General features: G+C 40.0%; 14 protein-coding genes. 11 read left to right on the top strand and 3 right to left on the bottom strand.

What is annotated here, in order from left to right; genetic code table 11:
* The first annotated feature begins 260 nt into the window (after positions 1-260).
* From MSBRM_RS08235 to pdxT, 8 genes are all read left to right on the top strand, one after another.
* Positions 261-1,364, top strand: a complete 1,104-nt coding sequence (locus tag MSBRM_RS08235) for an MtaA/CmuA family methyltransferase (protein WP_048117946.1) — start codon at positions 261-263, stop codon at positions 1,362-1,364.
* A complete protein-coding gene (locus tag MSBRM_RS08230; RefSeq protein ID WP_048155349.1) occupies positions 1,361-2,188 on the top strand; it encodes a methylthiol--CoM methyltransferase in 828 nt (275 codons plus the stop codon). The genes MSBRM_RS08235 and MSBRM_RS08230 overlap by 4 nt, the downstream gene beginning before the upstream one ends.
* Before the next feature lie 829 nt (positions 2,189-3,017).
* Positions 3,018-4,121, top strand: coding sequence for an MtaA/CmuA family methyltransferase (locus MSBRM_RS08220; protein WP_048117953.1), 1,104 nt, complete (start codon positions 3,018-3,020; stop codon positions 4,119-4,121).
* Positions 4,118-4,945: a corrinoid protein gene (locus MSBRM_RS08215; RefSeq protein WP_048117958.1), complete on the top strand. Its 828-nt coding sequence runs from the start codon at positions 4,118-4,120 to the stop codon at positions 4,943-4,945. Before MSBRM_RS08220 ends, MSBRM_RS08215 begins: the two co-directional genes overlap by 4 nt.
* A gap of 281 nt (positions 4,946-5,226) precedes the next feature.
* Positions 5,227-6,813 carry a methylamine methyltransferase corrinoid protein reductive activase gene (locus MSBRM_RS08210; protein ID WP_048155345.1) on the top strand — a complete coding sequence of 529 codons (1,587 nt, stop codon included), beginning with the start codon at positions 5,227-5,229 and terminating at the stop codon, positions 6,811-6,813.
* Between the two features lie 367 nt (positions 6,814-7,180).
* On the top strand, positions 7,181-8,248 hold the full coding sequence (locus tag MSBRM_RS08205; protein ID WP_048117961.1) for a phosphatase PAP2 family protein: 1,068 nt from the start codon (positions 7,181-7,183) through the stop codon (positions 8,246-8,248).
* Between the two features lie 853 nt (positions 8,249-9,101).
* Positions 9,102-9,998, top strand: coding sequence for a pyridoxal 5'-phosphate synthase lyase subunit PdxS (gene pdxS, locus MSBRM_RS08200; protein WP_048117964.1), 897 nt, complete (start codon positions 9,102-9,104; stop codon positions 9,996-9,998).
* 318 nt (positions 9,999-10,316) lie between these two features.
* Entirely contained in the window at positions 10,317-10,919 is a 603-nt protein-coding gene (pdxT, locus tag MSBRM_RS08195) for a pyridoxal 5'-phosphate synthase glutaminase subunit PdxT (RefSeq protein WP_048155341.1), read from the top strand.
* Positions 10,920-11,562: 643 nt separating this feature from the next.
* Here the strand turns inward: pdxT and MSBRM_RS21225 are convergent.
* A complete protein-coding gene (locus MSBRM_RS21225) occupies positions 11,563-11,835 on the bottom strand; it encodes a hypothetical protein (protein WP_230669116.1) in 273 nt (90 codons plus the stop codon).
* A 59-nt stretch (positions 11,836-11,894) separates the two neighbouring features.
* Positions 11,895-12,269, bottom strand: coding sequence for an SAM-dependent methyltransferase (locus tag MSBRM_RS21220; protein WP_230669114.1), 375 nt, complete (start codon positions 12,267-12,269; stop codon positions 11,895-11,897).
* A 249-nt stretch (positions 12,270-12,518) separates the two neighbouring features.
* On the opposite strand from MSBRM_RS21220, the gene MSBRM_RS08180 reads away from it, so the two are divergent.
* Both MSBRM_RS08180 and MSBRM_RS08175 read left to right on the top strand, forming a co-directional pair.
* Positions 12,519-13,346: a TrmB family transcriptional regulator gene (locus MSBRM_RS08180; RefSeq protein WP_048155338.1), complete on the top strand. Its 828-nt coding sequence runs from the start codon at positions 12,519-12,521 to the stop codon at positions 13,344-13,346.
* Positions 13,347-13,528: 182 nt separating this feature from the next.
* The gene (locus MSBRM_RS08175) at positions 13,529-13,942 is read left to right on the top strand and encodes a pyridoxamine 5'-phosphate oxidase family protein (RefSeq protein WP_048117979.1); all 414 of its coding nucleotides are present in this window, start codon (positions 13,529-13,531) and stop codon (positions 13,940-13,942) included.
* 418 nt (positions 13,943-14,360) lie between these two features.
* Here the strand turns inward: MSBRM_RS08175 and MSBRM_RS08170 are convergent, their stop codons facing one another.
* Positions 14,361-14,885: an NTPase gene (locus tag MSBRM_RS08170; protein WP_048155335.1), complete on the bottom strand. Its 525-nt coding sequence runs from the start codon at positions 14,883-14,885 to the stop codon at positions 14,361-14,363.
* Positions 14,886-15,084: 199 nt separating this feature from the next.
* Between MSBRM_RS08170 and MSBRM_RS20260 the strand changes: the two genes are divergently transcribed.
* Positions 15,085-15,240, top strand: a complete 156-nt coding sequence (locus tag MSBRM_RS20260; protein ID WP_155396462.1) for a hypothetical protein — start codon at positions 15,085-15,087, stop codon at positions 15,238-15,240.
* The last annotated feature ends 55 nt before the right edge of the window (positions 15,241-15,295 follow it).

Raw genomic sequence — 15,295 nt, 5'->3', positions numbered from 1 at the left:
AGGATCGTTTTATACTCTGTTTAAGCAGAAGCAAGCCTTTTACTCTCTGGTGTGAACTCTCTGGTGTGAACTCTCTGGTGTGAAATTTGAGGGTCTTGGGAAAAATAAAGTGGTTGTTGAACACATTCGTGCAATGAAATTTAAACATATATAAATTTTTCCGTATTTTTTAGAGATATATATATTTTTCCTTATTATGCTAACTGCATTTAGTTAAATATCCAAATATTCATATTAATAAATAAAAGGAGACATATATCATGGTAAGTGAAATGACTCCAACCCGAAGAGTTATGGCAGCCGTGCTTGGAGGCAGGGTTGATTACGTACCCCCCGCTAATCCCCTCGCTCAGACTACAACAGAACTGATGCAGATATGCAATGCTTCCTGGCCAAAAGCCCACTTTGACAGCAAGATGATGGCAGACCTTGCAGCCGCTCCCTATGAAATTTGCGGCATAGAGGCTGCACGTCCCCAGTTTGATATTTCTCTTGAAGCGGAGGTTTTGGGATGCAAGCTTGATTGGAACAAACCGGACCGACCTCCCGTAACAGGTCCTGCTTATACCGATCCCGCCGACATAACCTGGCCTGACAATCTGGAAGAAGCCGGAAGAATCCCGGTAGTGCTCGGAGCAATCGAGGAACTGAGGAAGCGGTACGACGGTATGCTTCCTGTTATCCCACTATTGACATCTCCTTTTACGATAGCAAGTCATATAGCAGGCGTCGAAAACATAGCAAAGTGGACAAAGACCGATCCGGAAAAAGCACATGCCTTCATTGAGGCAGCAACAGATTTCGTGATAGCTTACGGGAAGCTGCAGACTATTTACGGAGCACACATTGTCTTCCTCGCCGATCCTTCGGCTTCCGGGGATCTGATTTCTGCGGAAACATACCGAGAATTCGTACTCCCTGCTCACAAAAGAATAGCAAAGGAGATAAGCTGTCCCCAGATCCTGCACATCTGCGGAGATACCAGTAAACTTCTGCCCTACATAAAGCAGAGTGGAATTGACTGCTTCTCCTTCGACGCCGTTCCGGTCTGGTATTGCCGTCAGGTAGCGGGCAATGAAATGTCCATCCTCGGAAGCCTGGATGTTATAGATCTTATGCCAAACGGAACTCCCGAACAGGTTTATAACAGAACAAGGGAATGCATCCTGCAGGGAGCTGATATTGTTGGGACTTCGTGCGGACTCTCATTTGGAACATCACTCGAAAATCTCAGGGCCTATGTCAGGGCCTGCAAAGAGACAGCAATTCCGAAATGTGATGATGTGGAAGACATCATCAGGCAGATCGGAGTCGGTATTGGAAGAAACATGAAGGAAAATGTCCTGGGAGGGATGCAGGAATGATCAGGCATATCGACGTTGCAGCTCAGAAGATATTCGAGATGAAAGAAAAAGAGCCTGCAAAATTTAAAAGACTCATTGACGAAGGGATCATGATCGGCCTTGGGGTAGACCTTGCAGATCGGAACGAAGAAATGGCCCCTGCCAATAAGATAAAGAAACAGAACAGGCCAAAAGATCCCGAATACGCATCCGTAGCAGAATCTGTGATAGAAGGAAATAGTGAAGAAACAGTAAAACTCACATCTGCCCTACTTGAAAAAGGAAAAGATCCGACAGACCTGGTTTTGAACGCCCTTATGCCCGGAATCCAGACCGTGTGTGAGCTTTACGACATAGGGGAAAGCTATGTGCCTGAAATCCTGCTGGCAAATGAAGCCCTTATCGGAGGGGTGGAACTCTGCCAGGAAAGGATAGGAGAAGTTCCCTCCCAGGGGAAGGTAGTATCCCTTGTTATTGAAGGAGATGTGCATGACATAGGCAAGAACATTGTAGTCGCTATTCTCAGGGCAAATGGTTTCGAAGTAGTTGATATGGGAAGTGATATAACAGTGGAAGAAGCCGTTAAAGCCGTAAAGGCAACAAATGCTGACCTTGTTACCGGAACAACCCTTATGAGTACAACCAAAGGGGGCATTAAAGACCTTGCAGAAATCCTTTACTCTGAGGATGTTCCCGTAGCCTGCGGCGGTGCCGCAATCGATAAGAATTTCGTCGAGACCTTTAGCAACTCAGTATATGGAAAAACCCCACTTGATGCGGTAAAAATAGCAAAGAAGATCTGTGCAGGAAAGAGCTGGAAAGAAGCCCGCAACGAACTTTACTGATTCTACTTTACTTTTAGCTCTCTTTTTTATTTTTCTTTTTTTTACTTTTAGCTCTCTTTTTTATTTTTCTTCTTTTTTATTTTTAGTTCCAATCTTATTTTTTATATTTAAATCGGTAAATAAATGCTTTAAGATAACAAATAAGTAATGTTGAAAAGTGAAAACTTTCCTTTTGATGATTTGAATTATGTACAGGTAGTCAAAACAAGAATAAATGGAGTACTTAAGAAAGTCGAGAAGTTCTGAACTCAAAATGGACCTTAAAGGAACACTTCTGACATTCAGGCGTTTTAAAACATCAATCGGATAAAGATGGGCCATCAATATTTTCTTAAAAGAAAAATAGAAATATTCTGGTTATTTTAGACATGTTTTCAGCAGATATTTCTGATATGGTTTGATTACTGACAGAATTACGCAACTCTATAATTTATGTGAGTAAAATTCTGCATGTTTAATATATAGTATTAGATATTGGAATAAATGTATATAAACTAAATTTATGTATTATATGCCTTTTTCTATATTATGCTAACTACCTTCAATTAAATACTCAAACGTACATATTAATAAATGTCAGTGTAAAAACTATGAATTTTTACAAAAAATAGACATTTATTGTATATATTTTCGGAACCTGAAAGAGAACTTGTAAAGAGAATCTTAAAAACAGGACATTTCAAGTTTTTACCTGACAGCAGATCACTCCTTTTTCCCTTATGGGTTCCTTTCAAAAACGAGCTCTTTTGTGATCTAAACGCAAAGTATAACTTATTAATATATAATATATAAAATATTTTAAGTGCAGATTAAAAAGGAGACATATATCATGGTAAGTGAAATGACTCCAACCCGAAGAGCTCTGGCAGCCGTGCTTGGAGGCAGGGTTGATTACGTACCCCCCGCTAATCCCCTCGCTCAGACTACAACAGAACTGATGCAGATATGCAATGCTTCCTGGCCAAAAGCCCACTTTGACAGCAAGATGATGGCAGACCTTGCAGCCGCTCCCTATGAAATTTGCGGCATAGAGGCTGCACGTCCCCAGTTTGATATTTCTCTTGAAGCGGAGGTTTTGGGATGCAAGCTTGATTGGAACAAACCGGACCGACCTCCCGTAACAGGTCCTGCTTATACCGATCCCGCCGACATAACCTGGCCTGACAATCTGGAAGAAGCCGGAAGAATCCCGGTAGTGCTCGGAGCAATCGAGGAACTGAGGAAGCGGTACGATGGTATGCTTCCTGTCATACCAGTCCTGACATCTCCTTTTACAGTAGCTGGCCACATAGCAGGGGTTGAAAACCTGGTAAGATGGACAAAGACCGATCCCGAAAAAGCCCATGCTTTTATTGAGGCAGCAACTGATTTCGTGATAGCTTACGGAAAGTTACAGACCGCTTACGGGGCACATATACTTTTTCCGGCAGATCCATCAGCCTCAGGAGACCTGATTTCTGGGGAAACTTACAAAGAATTCGTACTTCCTGCCCACAAAAGGATGGCAAAGGAAATCAGCTGCCCTTTGATCCTGCACATCTGCGGAGATACCAGCAAACTTCTGCCTTACATAAAGCAGAGTGGTATCGATTGTTTCTCCTTTGATGCCGTGCCAGTCTGGTACTGCCGTCAGGTGATGGGCAACGAGATGTCCATTCTTGGAAGCCTGGACGTTATAGACCTTATGCCAAACGGCACCCCTGAACAGGTATATAATAGAACTCGAGAATGCATCCTGCAGGGAGCTGATATTGTTGGGACTGCATGCGACGTTTCATTCGGTACTTCCCTTGAAAACCTCAGGGCCTATGTCAGGGCCTGCAAGGAGACTCCGATTCCGAAATATGATGATGTGGAAGACATCATCAGGCAGATCGGAGTCGGTATTGGAAGAAACATGAAGGAAAATGTCCTGGGAGGGATGCAGAAATGATCAGGCACATTGACCTTGCAGTTCAGAATATTTTAGAGATGAAAGAAAAAGAGCCTGCAAAATTTAAAAGACTCATTGACGAAGGGATCATGATCGGCCTTGGGGTAGATCTTGAAGACGGAAATAAAGAAGTAACTACTGTCGACCAGATAAAGAATCAGAACAGACCGAAAGATCCCGAATACGCATCCGTAGCAGAAGCTGTGATAGAAGGAAATAATGCAGAAACAGTAAAACTCATATCTGCCTTACTTGAAAAAGGAAAAGATCCTACAGATTTGGTTTTGAACGCCCTTATGCCCGGAATCCAGACCGTGTGTGAGCTTTACGATATTGGGGAGAGCTATGTGCCGGAAATCTTGCTGGCAAACGAAGCTCTTATGAAAGGAGTTGAACTCTGCCAGAAAAAGAAAGGAGAAGTCCCATCTCAGGGAAAAGTGGTATCCCTTGTTATTGTAGGAGACCTGCATGATATAGGAAAGAATATTGTAGCCGCTATTCTCAGAGCAAATGGCTTCGAAGTAATCGACCTTGGAAGAGATGTAACTGTGGAAGCAGCTGTCGAAGCCGTAAAGTCAACAAAAGCTAATCTTGTCACCGGAACAACCCTTATGAGCACAACCAAAGGAGGCCTCAAAGCCCTCGCAAATGCTCTGGAACCCGAGGGGGTCCCTCTGGCCTGCGGAGGGGCTGCTGTGGACAGGCGTTTCGTTGATACCTTTGGGAACTCGGTATATGGAAGAACACCACTTGATGCGGTAAAAATCGCAAAGGAGATATGTGAAGGAAAGAGCTGGGAAGAAGCCCGCAACGAACTTTATTGATTCTACTTTTCTTCCTGTTTTTTTATTTTTTGTGTTCGAGATTTATCTCTCTTTCATTTAGTGAATTTTAAAATATGGAAAACAATTTCTGTAAAATGAATAAAGATCAGACAGAGACAATAAAGATCAGAATAAGATAATAAAGATTAGAAATAGACAATAAAAACCAGAAATAGATAATAAAAATCAGAAAGAAAAGATAAAATCTGTAAAAACAGGAACATGCGATGAATAAAACTTAGAAAGAATGAGCAAAACCTTGACGAAATCCAGGGATCAAAATGGATCAGGCAATAAATATCGATATAGGTACCAGTGGAATTAGAGCCCAACTCTTGAACCTTACGGACTCTTCTGTCCTCAGGACTGCAATTTTGTCCAGAAACCCGCTTCCGGGTGCAAACGTTGTTGACCATCTGGACTTTGCGATTAGCTATGGGCAGGAGATAGCCCACGAAATTCTTGTCTCAGCCGTAACCTCTCTGATAAATGACCTTAAACCAACAAATCTCAAACGTATAGCTGTTTGTGGAAATCCAATTCAGTTGTCTATATTCGAAGGAATAGAGATCCGGGATCTTGCATTTGCAGGAAAAAACGCCCTCGAAAAAATACATGTAAAGCCGCCGAAAAGGGATGGGCACGTCACCTCAGGAAATAAAATTGGACTCTATGCAGATGTTGATGTGATCATCCCACCTTCGATAAGACATGAAATCGGAGCCGATGCCCTTGCCATGATGATAAAAACCGGATTTCTGGATACTTCCAAAACATGTATGGTTACGGATTACGGGACAAACGCTGAAATGGCCCTGAAGGTAGGTAACAGAATATACACAGGATCGGCTGCTGCAGGCCCTGCCATAGAAGGACAGCAGATTAGCAAAGGAATGCTGGCGACACCTGGAGCTATTGCCGATTTAAGGCTTTCCGGAGGCTGGCAAGCGCTTGTCCTTGACGAAAAACTCAGGCTGGTAGAAGGACCAAGAATCAACCTGCGCAGCAGGACTTTCAAATCCACCGGATACCCTGCTAAGGGAATTACAGGCACGGGAGTGATTTCTCTTATGTATGCAGGGCTTATAACTGGTATAATAAAGCCTCCTCATATTGAAGGCGATATAATTAGGCTGGGAAAAGGAATTACGTTTACAGAGGAAGATGTAGTAGAAGCTGGAAAAGCCTTCGGAGCCCTGAGAGCAGGTCACCTGACCCTGATGCACGAGGCAGGAATAGCATACGAAGATCTGGAAACAATGTACATGTGCGGAGCAAGCGGAACGTATGTAGACCCTATAAAAGCCCGCTTTACAGGCATTGTGCCTGCAACCCCTAAGCGGATTATACAGTGCGGAAATACTTCCCTGGAACTCGCAAAAGACCTTGCCCTTAATCCCGACTATCTTTCATACCTAAATGAAATGAAAAAATCTATCCTTGCTAATCATATAATGTTTGCCTCGTCCCCCACTTTTGCAGCCATCTATGTCCAGGAAATAGCCCTATGGAATGAAGGTATGCCACTTGAGAAGTATAACGCAAATCTTGAAAGATCCGGTATCCAGCCTATCCCAAATGAACTTCCGGAATGCATTATTGAAAGAAAGTACGAAAGAGATATTCACGAACTTGGAAAGTGCCTGGAGATCATGGAATCTAAACTGGATTTTACCGCTACCATCAAGTGCAGTGGTTGTGACACCTGTGTGAAAGGATGCCCGGAAGAGGCCCTTTCTAGAGAATGCGAAAGTTTCAGGATCAATACTGCAAGATGTCTTGGCACTGCCTGCAGAAGATGCGAAGAAAGGTGCCCTGAGAAGATGTTCTCTATAAGTAACTTTAAGCTAGAACTCCCAAGTCCATAAAGATAAAACAGTAATTTAACAAGAGTAATTTTACTCAGTAAACTTAAAAATAATGGCTCTTCACCATTCTCTATGTCTAAGGTAATTTTCAATTCAAGACCACATTGATTTTTATGGGGATGCTATGAGAGACCCACACAAAATAACGAAGAGCCAAAATATTGTCCGACCCTTAAGAGAATCCCCGCTATGCACAGGTACAAAACAATACAAATTTAAAATAGTTCTCCAGAATACATTGTTATAAACTCAATAATACGAAATAGATTTAAATTTTTTACTTATTCTAGATATCCAGTTTAACCAGGGACTTTTTGGATAAAACTGAGTATATCTGCAGGCAAACATTTAATCAGGAGTCAGAGCTTTGTTCCAGACTGAACCTATACTCTATCTGCAATCCCTTGGAAACGATTGGCTTACATCCCTCATGATTCTGATAACTTCAATGGGATCATCGGCTTTTTTGGTTGCCATAGTAGTTATCGTAACTTTCGGGGTTAATTTCCGGAAAGGTTTTCTTCTGTTCCAGCTCTTAATCTGGACAGGGCTGATTACCGAAATCATTAAGACAATAATTGCCTTTCCGAGGCCGGATTATGTAGACAACAGAGTACTTAACCTTGAATATGGAGTGAAAAGTACATCCCCTTTCAACGGAAGTGGACCTGATGATGTGTTCGAACTTCCCGATAAAAAAGTTCTTGAAACCTTCCGCCTTCAAGAAGCACTTTCCCCTTCGCCTTTTGGTTTCCCTTCAGGGCATGTTGCAATTACGACCGCACTCTGGGGAGGAAGTTCCACGATTTTCAACAGCCGGAAAATCAAAATGATGGCTCCTTTTATGGTATTGCTTGTAGCCTTATCGAGAATGTACCTGGGAAGGCATTTTCTGGGGGATATTCTGGGAGGAGCTATTATAGGTTTATTTTTCCTTACTGCTTTTGTCCTCTTTCTCAAAAGCCCCCTGAAAGATGATTTTTTCAAGAAAGATAATTTCGAACTTGCACTCAAGAGCAAGAACCTTATTTTGTACTTCGTCCTGTTTGTTATCCCTCTTGTTCTTATAACTTCATCTATGATAAGTGCAGAAGCAGCGGGTTTTTTCCTTGGCACGAATGCGGCATACGTTTTGATTATACGCAGAGGACTCCCTGATGATGCGGGAAGTGTCGAGCAGAGAGTTTTGAGGATATTTATTGCGCTTCTGCTATTCGGAATCTCCAGCTTTATTCTTGATTTAGGGTTCGATAATATCGAAACCGTAGCCTATTTCAGTCTCAAATTCATCGAGTTCTTGAAAGCTTTCATACCCGCATCTACAATCTGGGTGTCCGTAGTTGTCTGCACAAAGCTCAACCTGTATAGAACTGAAAAGGAACTCTTAAGCAACCGAAAAGGAGCTCTCAAGCAGCCAGGGCACGGAATGGAGTAAAAGTTCATTAAAAAAGAACTAGATGAGTAATAATTTATTAAAAAAGAACTAGATGAGTAATAATTTATTAAAAAAACTAGATGAATGGTAATTTATTAAAAAAGAACTAGATGAGTAATAATTTATTAAAAAAGAACTAGATGAATGGTAATTTATTAAAAAAGAACTAAATGGGTAGAAATTCAATTTAAAAAACCCGACAAATTTCTTAAAAATCTATAAGGGTTGGATTTACCAGCCCTTTTAAAAGTGTAAACACAGAAGCTATACCCTGAAAAAATAGTCCTTATTTAATGGACTTGATATATTTTATAACTATATTCTCATGTAGTGTTCCTGTCAAGACCTGGCTGAAACCTTTAGAATTAAACGAAATCAGATGGGTTTGTGCAGGGACTTATTTGAGTGTTTTTCAAGTTCTTCTTCCTTATATCCCCGGAAAACTATATATCTAAGAACCTGAAGGAGATCATATATATTATATGAAAACAGAAATAGTGCTAATTAACCTCAGGCAAGCATATAGTGAAAGAATAATAAATCGCATTAAAGCTCTGTAATACATTGTCTAAATAAGTAAAATAAACATTACAAATATAAGAAATGTTGATTGTTAACGGAAAAAATATTAAGTTATTATATATGATTTACTTTGTATTTATTCATAAGGAATAACTTAAATAATGCTTTTGACTATTGAGCGTATTCACAATTCACTGAAGAAATAACTAACTGAAAACCGCAACCTATCGGTTGCAATCAGTGGAAAAGACCCAAGAGTTATTTCATCATGTAAAGGGTTACCCACGGCATAGAATCTTATAATCACATCAAGACAGAGAGGATGACATTCATGGACTTTGAAAAATTAAGACACGGGACCGAACTTATCAAAAGGGGCTTTGCAAGAATGCAGAAAGGGGGTGTAATCATGGATGTTACAAACCCGGAACAGGCCAGGATCGCAGAAGAAGCCGGAGCAGTTGCTGTTATGGCCCTCCAGGCTGTTCCTGCAGATATAAGGAAAGCGGGTGGGGTTGCCCGGATGGCTGACCCTGAGATTGTCCAGCAGATTATTGATACGGTTACAATTCCTGTAATGGCAAAAGCCAGGATCGGGCACTTTGTTGAAGCTGAAATTTTAGAAGCTCTGGGTGTTGACATGGTGGACGAATCCGAAGTCCTGACTCCTGCCGACCCCTACTTCCACATAGACAAAACGCAGTTCACCGTGCCTTTTGTCTGTGGAGCCAGAAACCTTGGAGAAGCTCTTAGGAGAATTAACGAAGGGGCAGCCATGATCCGAACTAAAGGAGAGGCTGGAACCGGAGATGTCAGCCAGGCAGTTAAGCACATGAAGCAGATTCAAGGCGAAATCCGTGCCCTTGCCGGGAAGACTAAAGAAGAGCTGATTATGGTTTCAAGGGAAATTGAAGCTCCGATTGAACTTGTAGTCGAAACTTCAAAAATGCAGCGCCTGCCTGTGGTAAACTTTGCAGCCGGCGGAGTTGCAACCCCTGCGGATGCCGCTCTCATGATGCGCCTTGGTGCAGACGGGGTCTTTGTAGGTTCAGGTATTTTCAAAGCCGAAAACCCTGAGAAAATGGCAAAAGCCGTTGTTGAAGCCGTAAACAACTTTGACAACCCTGCAAAGCTTGCAGAAATCTCAAAAGGCGTGGGTGCAGGCATGAAAGGCATCAGCGCAGACACGATCCCTGAAAAGGAAGCCCTTCAGGAGCGCGGTTGGTAACCTCAAATTGCGCTTCGGGAGCACAGAAAATCATAGGTTTTCTGGAAGTTGCGATGTAATCGCAACAGCACGCCTCCTTTTCGGTCGCTACGCTCCCTCAAGCGGAATAATTTATGAACAATTAGATTACTTTTTAACTCGCTTGAGCGGGAATTTTAGAAGAATTGGCATTTAACTTCGTTCAGGCGAGCTAAAAATTTAATTTTTAAAAATGGATTATTTCTTACGGGCCTGTAAGAATAAATCAATTCAATTTTTTATTTTCGGATTAACAAATAATAAATTAATTTTAATTAATTCTGTAAAATGGTGTTTTTCATGAAGATAGGTGTAATCGCTATTCAAGGAGCGGTTTCTGAGCATATTGATGCTTTGAGGAAAGCCCTCAAGGAAAGAGGAATAGATGCAGAGGTAGTTGCAGTAAAGCATAAGAGTGTTATCCCGGAGTGCGGCGGAATTGTGATTCCTGGTGGGGAGAGTACCACACTTTGCAGGTTGCTTGCCCGCGAGGGGATTGCAGAAGAAATTAAGGATGCAGCTGCAAGAGGAGTTCCAATTCTTGGAACCTGTGCAGGTTTGATTGTGCTTTCAAAGGAAGGCGACGAGCAGGTTGAGAAAACCAGCCAGGAATTGCTCGGAATTATGGATACAAAGGTCAACAGAAACGCATTCGGAAGGCAGAGGGATTCTTTTGAAGCCGAACTTGATGTCGAGATCCTTGAATCTCCTTTTACCGGCGTGTTTATAAGGGCTCCCGGAATCGTAAGCTGCGGGCCTGAGGTTCGTGTGCTTTCCAGGCTTGATGACCTGATTATTGCTGCAGAGCAGGGAAATGTACTGGCTCTTGCTTTCCATCCGGAATTAACCGAGGATTTGCGGATTCATCAGTATTTCTTGGACAAAATATTTAAAAATGCATAAAATGACAGAAAAAAGGTAACTATTCAGCTCCGAAAAAACAATATCAATAGCCATCTTTACTAAAATTCAATAGACAAATTTCTGTCAATTGATTTTCTTTGATTATTGGCGATTGACTACATTTTTCATTGTTCATAAGTTATTTTTCGGATTATTTAGTTATAGTAGAATCACTATCCTCAGACATGTTTTGATAGGCTGAATAGTTACGAAAAAAATAATAATTTGGTGAGCCTATCCAAAATTTAATTTAGAGCTGATCCCAAAACTCAAAATGATTTTTCTGAACCCCAGATCTACAATAAGTAATAGATTTTCTGATCACGAAAATAATTTTGAAATTTTACTAATTTGAGGATAAAATTAGTTTTGGGATGGACTCTTAATCTGATTATTACTGCTAACATTATAACTTCAAGATATGATCTTCTTTGATCTCATATCTTGGAAATGCTTTCTTGCTTTGACTTATAACCGAGCTCAATAGCGAAGTCTGCCATTTCAGAATACAAGAGCTTATCTTTATCAGATAAGTTATTGTAAAATTCATTTAGCAAAGTCTCCGCTGTAATTTCTTCCTCATATCTTGTAACTATATACAAGATTTTTAGGTCATGTCGAAAGCTCCTCAACAGATTTTGAATCATAACTTTGTAGCTATGATTGAAACCAGATTAAAGTAGTTTCCACCTTCAGCTTCCATCATTCCTATATCTCTACGAGCAAAGTCATTGTCACACATAAGCCAGTCTTTCCATGCTTCTTCAAAACAATTTAACTCTTTACACTCCTGAATATTTACCAGATCGGAAGTTTTCCATAAATTATGCCACCAGTCACAGGAGTAAAGATTCATATCATCAAACCAGTAAGGCTGTAGTTCTTCCGGAACTCCGTTTGTAAAATCCTTTTTCAATCCAGGAACTGCAACTGCAATTTGTCCTCCTTTTTTTACAAGCGGAGCAAAATGATTTTTCAGATAATCTTTTCAGCTCCGAAATAATTATAGGCATCTATACAGATAGCAGCATCAAAAAATTCATTTGCAAACGGCAAATCATGGGCTTCTGCGTGTATTGGTATTATTTTATCTTCCAATCCCATTGACTTAATTCTCTCATAGTTATCTGTTGCACTTATCCAGAGATCAGTGGCAAAAACTATAACATCATATTCTTTTGCCAGGAAGATTGAGGTCAGCCCTCTCCCACAGCCAAGGTCAAGTATTCTCATGTCTTTCTCAAGCTTCAGAGACTCGGACACTTCTTCAAAAATCTTTATTGAGTTTGGTCCCATCATGTTTTCTTTAACAAAATCAAAATCATATTTGTTACTTTTTGTAAACATCATCTTGACCACTTTTAGTTAATCTATCTCATATTATTTCATGGAGTTTGTTACTTGTTCTTCCATAGGTTCAATGTAACCTTTGTCACATATCGTTCTTTTATTTGAACGAATGTATTCAGTCAGCCTAGCCTTTAACTTAACAACTTCACTTTCATATGCTAGAACCTTTCATATGCTAGAACAGTAGTCTTAATATCATTCAGAAAGATAACCTTTTTACTCTACAATAAACTGAAAAGTAGTGAAAAGATGAATGAAAAATTACTTGCAAAAATTGGATTGAACAAGTATGAGAGTTCAGTTTACCTAACACTTCTAAAACAAGATTCTATGGAAGCAAGTAAATTATCACATGCATCGAAAGTCCCTATAGGAAAGATCTACGAGGTTCTCAAAGCCCTCAAAAATTATGAGCTTGTTGAAATCCAACCGTCTCGACCTCAGAGATACCGTGCAGTTGATCCCAAAAACGCATTTAAATTCATGTATAAAAGAAAAGAGGAAGAAACACTCAATGAGCTCAAAGTGCTCAAAGAAACATTTGATGAAATCGAAAGGGAACTTTGCAACGACAATTCACCACAAAATGTTGAAACTGTCTTCTGGCCTGACAGCTTTCATAATAATGAACTAAATGAAATGGTGACTTCATCTTTTGAGAAAATCGAGCATGAAATATGTGTTGTAATTCATATTAAATACAAGCCTGAAAGATCGGAGCTATATGATGCCTCAGTATCTACCTTTAGCAAAGCTTATTTGGGTTTAGTACAGCGTGGCATAAAAGTTAAAATTTTGGATCCGAGATCACAACTACTACCGTCATTAAAAGAGCTTATTGATGCAATAGAAGATCTGTCATTTAAACGTTATTTTAAGGATCTGTTGGAAGTAAGAATTTTAGAAACCGAATACAATTTTTCAATCATTGATTCCAAGATAACACTGCTCGATATTGAAGACCAGTTCAATATGAGTAGAAACCTCGGTATGACAAGAATATATGATGAATCATATGCAAAGCGATTCAAGACAAAATATGATGAACTTTGGGTAAAGGGTGAACTATTTTTTTGACCTGACTTTCAAACATATCCGTGAATTTCAATTTTTCTATTAGTTTTCGCCTCTTTTCTGAGATAAAACGCAAAATCGAAATCATAGACTTTTCTATTTTTTTGAGTCGTTCAAAGTTATATATTCATTGAAGCACTATTAATAAAAAAGGTTCAATTAGAATGTAATAAATGGTGAAATAAATGGTGAAATTAACTGATGAAATGAAGGAAGACTTTGCAAAGATGAAAATTTTCCCGTTTGCAACTGCATCTAAAGGTGGAGAACCAAATGTCATACCAATAGGTATGTGTGATCTACAGGAAGATGGAGAAACAATCTGGATCGCAGACAATTATTTCAATAAAACTCGCAACAACCTTGATGAAAACCCCAGGGGAGCGATCTATGTATGGGGTCCGGAGATCAAAGGCTGCTACCAGATAAAAGGAGATATTGAGATCAAGACCGAAGGGGCAGATTACGAGAAAATGTATAAAATGGTCAAGAGCAAAGGAGACAGGTTCCCTGCAAAAGCCCTTGCAGTTCTGAAAATTACTGATGTTTATGAGTGCAAACCCGGGACTGGGACCAAGCCAGGACAGAAACTGCTTTGATCCAGCTTAAAGCTTAATCCATAAGTTAGCTAATTCATAAGTTAGCTAATTCATAAGTTAGCTAATCCATAAGTTAGCTAATTCATAAGTTAGCTAATCCATAAGTTAGCTAATCCATAAGTTAGCTAATCCATAAGTTAGCTAATCTATAAGCATTCGTCATAGGTTAAGATACTATCTGTTAGAAACATGTTACTATTATCATGTTTTTCTGTAAACTTGTAAAGTAAATCAAGATGTGTAGATAATTGTAGTAGTCATGTTATGGTTAACTGATTCCTTAACCGAAGACGCATGGATAAATCTTAAATCTTGAGATATGGGCAGATTAACCCGAAATAAAATCCACTTTTTCATTTTTTCGATGTTTCTGGGGTAATTAGTCGGTAACCTGGCATAAAGCATTGAACGGAAAATACTAATTTTTATATCTCAGCCTGGCAAAAATTATTTCAGGCAATTCATCCCGGTTCTCCTCATTAACCATCAAAACCTCGAATTCTTTTCTCATCCTCTGAACCAGATGGTGACTGCTTGACCGATGCAGCACTGCAAGAACCGGTTTATCAGATTCCAGAACTACTTCAACTGCCGAAACGAAAGCTTCGGATTTGAGCTCCATCGGCCCAACCTCATCGATAACTATCAGGTCACATTCTAGAGCACTCCTGAGAGCATTTGCCCCAATTTTTTCAAGGTCTTCCAGATTGACGTGATATTTTCCAACTCTCGGCCCACTTCCTCTGATGCTTCCCAGGACACCGGTTTTTCCAGTAGCAAGGTCCATAATCGAAAAACCTTCCCTTCTCCCTTCTTTCCGGATTTCGGCAGTCTGGATGCCGCCTATTTTGAAGCCCGGCTGGTTGGCAAGTTTTTCAGCAGCTTTTGCCACAACTGTTGATTTTCCAATACCCGGACTGCCGGTTACTGCGATTTTCAGCATGATATCTTTCGCCCCCCTTTGTTTTTCCGTTTCCCTGAAAAATAGAACTTGATTTTACTTAAATTAGCCAGCAGTAAGTTTTACGTTGGCTATAAAATGATTGCAGGATATACTGGAATATACATCAAAAGCTTCAATTGAGCTAAATTTTATAAATATATATAAAAATATATATGGAAATGTATACGGAGTTGAAATTATGACCACAGACCAGGAAATTCTTGCCAGACTACAGGAGATCGAGAAGAGAATGGAAAAGATGGAAGCTTCAATCGAAAACATTAACAATATCCTGAAAAAGGTCGAGCAAAATACCTATTTCGGTTGTTATATGCCGGAGGAGAAGCTGGAGTAAAAAGATAAAAAGAGATAAATTTTCAGATTTTCCAGATAATTTTCCAGATTTTACT

The organism is Methanosarcina barkeri MS (assembly GCF_000970025.1).
GTDB classification, from domain to species: Archaea; Halobacteriota; Methanosarcinia; order Methanosarcinales; family Methanosarcinaceae; genus Methanosarcina; species Methanosarcina barkeri.
The sequence above is the reverse complement of the archived record's forward strand: the minus strand, read 5'-3'. Positions and strand labels throughout refer to the sequence as shown.